The following is a 3,524-nucleotide window of genomic DNA, read 5'->3' as shown; positions in this document are numbered from 1 at the left end:
TCTTTCCCTACACAACGCATTTCAGAACTAAAAAGCAAGGTGAGGAAAAGATCAAAGAATATTGGAAAAATAAGAATACCAAAAGTATAGATGGTTTTGAAACCCGTATTTTAGGAAGCTAACAGATAAAATAAACAATATATTGAAGCAATCCATAGCACGCATAGCATTGGTCGTTGATGATTACGATAAAGCCATTGAATTTTATACTAAAAAATTAGACTTCCTACTGGTGGAAGATACCCCGTTAGAAGGGGATAAATGTTGGGTCACAGTTACGCCACCAGGGGATGGACAATGCACTTTGGTTTTAGCAAAGGCGGACAATGAAGCGCAGGAGTCAAGGGTAGGAAACCAAACAGGCGGACGGGTATTTCTATTTTTATATACAGATGATTTTTGGCGAGATTACTATGCCATGGTAGAAAGAGGTGTAAAGTTTGTTAGAGAGCCAGAAAAGATGCCGTATGGTATGGTAGCCGTATTCAAAGACCTATATGGCAACCTATGGGATTTATTGGAACCTGCTTCTTAATTAAAGGTCCATTTTAAACCAAAGAAGATAGTTCTGAAGTTTTTAAAAAATATGTTCAAGTTAAACGGGCTCACCGGTTTTACCATTTCCAGAAATGCCATAACCGCTAAAAGGCTACTCTGTGGTATTGGAACATCTAGCATAGGAGAAAGCAGTATTGAAATTTCGGATTACCCTTTTGAACCCTCGGTCGTCTATCCTTCAGCAAGCATAGAAGCCCATGAAATTGAGGCTATTTCCTTAGAGTTTGGTGTGTGTAAAGTATATGTAAAAGATGATATTGTTTTTGTATCCGCTGAAAAGAAGAAGGAGCTAGCGCATTTCGCCAAAGTTCATAATTTAAAATTGATTCCCTATAGTTGGAATTGGGATTGGCTTCTAGAACCATACTTGGATACGGAATTTACCAAAGAGAACAAGCAACGGGTGTTGGAGAGACTTCTGGAAAACGGTTTCACCGCTAATGAAATCGATGCCATAAGAGCCGAAGTGGAAAAACAAATGTATGCCTATAATTTTGATACCATGCTTTGGGATTGGTGTAGTCTTAGCCTATCTGATGTTTTAAGCGCCATGCGTGCAAAATACAATAAAGTCCAATTTCGTGACTTTTATGGTCGCGCTTTGGAAATTGAAAAACGTTCCCCAACAAATACAAAGTAATCTTACTATCTTTTAAGTGGAAAAGTGATATAAAAAAATGGCAAAAATCTAAGTAGACTTTTGCCATTTTATTTAGGTAAAACTATGTGCTATTGTAAGGTATACTTAAGCATCCAGATTAGTTTTTCCTGTCCGGATATTAAATCGCTAACCAACGTAGCGGTACCTTCATCATTGTTGTCAGATGAAAATTCCAAAATTTCTCGCTCTTGAATTAATAACTCGTTCAAGTTATCTATCAATAAAGATATACCTGTAGCACCGTCAGATACTTCTTTGATGATTCTAATAGTCTTGTTGTCCAAATAGTCTTCAAACGTATGTAAAGGTTGTTGATCTAGGGTCAAAATACGTTCAGCGATCTCATCAACGGTTTCAGTCGCTTCGGTGTATAACTCTTCAAATTTTTCATGTAGAAGAAAGAAATTGCTTCCTTTTACATTCCAATGCATCCCTCTCAAATTCATATAATGAACTTGATAATTAGCTAAAAGAAGATTTAATTTATCACTGATCTCTATTTTGTAATCTTGGTCTATTCCCACGTTTTTATTTAAAGTTTCCATAAGTATGTTGTTTTAATTTCTTGATGTAAAATTACTAATATAGCCCCTGTTTATGGGTGACAAATGTTACATAACCCATATGATTTTCTTATACTGCTATCATTTTTTATGAGTGATAAAAGTTGTCTTTTTAAGCAATTGTAGTTGACCAAATAGATTCGTAAATTAGAAAGGTTAATATAGATAACGAACCGCCATGCAAATACCTGAAATACCTAATTTAATACACTATGCCATTCCGTTTTTTACGGTCACGGTAATTTTAGAAGTCATACTGTCGGTAAAGATCAAGCTCCATGATTATGAGTTTAAAGATGCGGGTACTTCAATTGTAATGGGGTTGGGCAATGTGGCCATTGGCTTGGTAACCAAGGGCATTGCATTAGGGTTCTTTTATTTGCTGTATAATTTCTATCATATTTTTGAAATTCCGTTTGCGTGGTGGTCTTGGTTAGTACTCCTATTTGCAGAAGATCTTTGCTATTATTGGTTTCATAGAACCAGTCATGTAAGTCGGTTTTTCTGGGCTAGCCATGTGGTGCATCATTCCTCTAAAAATTACAATCTAAGCACGGCTTTGAGACAATCTTGGTCTGGCGGATTTTACACCTTCATTTTTTGGACTCCGCTCATACTCATCGGTTTTCATCCGGTGATGGTTTTGGTACAGATGTCCGTTAGTCTTATCTATCAATATTGGATTCATACAGAGTATATTACCAAACTGCCCAAATGGTTTGAAGCTGTTTTTAATACGCCCAGTCACCACAGGGTACACCATGCCACCAATCCACAATATTTAGATAGAAACCATGCCGGTATTTTTATTATTTGGGATATATTGTTCGGCACCTTTGAACCCGAGGTAGAAAAACCTGTATACGGTTTGGTAACGAACATAAACACGTATAATCCCATAAAAATTGCTTTTGGAGAGTGGTACAAAATGTTGACCGATTTCTTTACTTCAAAAACCTCATTGGTAAATAGGTTCAAATACTTGACAAAACCACCCGGATGGAAACATGACGGCACCAGTATTCTTTCTACAGATTTACGGAAGGAATGGGAAGAAAGTAAGAATGCGGAATTGTAATTGCTGTAACAATACTTAATGATTATCGTCATATAAACAACCAACCAATTCAATTTTCAAAATGAGCAATAAGCTAGTAGCGTATATAGGTATTTTAGGAGTTAGTTTATTTGCGATTGCCGCTATTGTTGGTCCATTATTAATTGAAGATTACAGCTTAGTAAGTCAGTACATCAGTGAATCTTTTGCTGTGGATACTAGGTATGGCACCTATTTACAGTATTTGGTTTATGTACCTAGCTGAATTCTCCTTACTATATATTGTTTTAGTGCTCCCAAAAAATTTCCAAGCTCAAAGTTAGTGGTAGCGGGATTTTTTGGTTTGGCACTTTTCTACGGATTGGGAACTACGTTGGTAGGATTATTTCCATGTGACGCAGGCTGCCCAACAGATGTAATGGACTCCAGCCTAGCTCAACTCATACATAATGCAGTGGCTTCTTTAACGTATGTATTTTTTCCTATTTGTTTGATGGGAATCGGGTTGGGTTTAAAAAAGTCTGAGAACTATAATCGCTTATCCCAAATAGCGATTGTTACGGGAATCGTTAGCGGTATTTTCATATTCGCGCTATAGATCGGAAGAGCGTCGTGTGGGGACTGAGTGTAGACCTCGGTTGTCGGTGTTTCGTTCAACAACACACTGCTGTTTATTCACGTCCCT

General features: G+C 37.0%; 5 protein-coding genes. 4 read left to right on the top strand and 1 reads right to left on the bottom strand.

Features of this window, described 5'->3' with window-relative positions; all coding sequences use genetic code 11:
* The first annotated feature begins 142 nt into the window (after positions 1 to 142).
* Both CW745_RS16520 and CW745_RS16515 read left to right on the top strand, forming a co-directional pair.
* Positions 143 to 535: a VOC family protein gene (locus CW745_RS16520; protein WP_099193127.1), complete on the top strand. Its 393-nt coding sequence runs from the start codon at positions 143 to 145 to the stop codon at positions 533 to 535.
* A 51-nt stretch (positions 536 to 586) separates the two neighbouring features.
* Positions 587 to 1,198 carry a hypothetical protein gene (locus CW745_RS16515; RefSeq protein WP_099193126.1) on the top strand — a complete coding sequence of 204 codons (612 nt, stop codon included), beginning with the start codon at positions 587 to 589 and terminating at the stop codon, positions 1,196 to 1,198.
* A gap of 89 nt (positions 1,199 to 1,287) precedes the next feature.
* On the opposite strand, the gene CW745_RS16510 is transcribed toward CW745_RS16515, so the two are convergent.
* Positions 1,288 to 1,764: a DNA starvation/stationary phase protection protein gene (locus CW745_RS16510; protein ID WP_101109789.1), complete on the bottom strand. Its 477-nt coding sequence runs from the start codon at positions 1,762 to 1,764 to the stop codon at positions 1,288 to 1,290.
* A gap of 196 nt (positions 1,765 to 1,960) precedes the next feature.
* Here CW745_RS16510 and CW745_RS16505 point away from each other — a divergent pair, with 196 nt between their 5' ends.
* Both CW745_RS16505 and CW745_RS16750 read left to right on the top strand, forming a co-directional pair.
* On the top strand, positions 1,961 to 2,860 hold the full coding sequence (locus CW745_RS16505) for a sterol desaturase family protein (protein WP_099193125.1): 900 nt from the start codon (positions 1,961 to 1,963) through the stop codon (positions 2,858 to 2,860).
* A gap of 61 nt (positions 2,861 to 2,921) precedes the next feature.
* Complete coding sequence (locus CW745_RS16750) at positions 2,922 to 3,104, top strand: hypothetical protein (protein ID WP_193755642.1); 183 nt, start codon at positions 2,922 to 2,924, stop codon at positions 3,102 to 3,104.
* The last annotated feature ends 420 nt before the right edge of the window (positions 3,105 to 3,524 follow it).

Source organism: Psychromonas sp. psych-6C06 (assembly GCF_002835465.1).
Classification (GTDB): Bacteria; Pseudomonadota; Gammaproteobacteria; order Enterobacterales; family Psychromonadaceae; genus Psychromonas.
The sequence above is the reverse complement of the archived record's forward strand: the minus strand, read 5'-3'. Positions and strand labels throughout refer to the sequence as shown.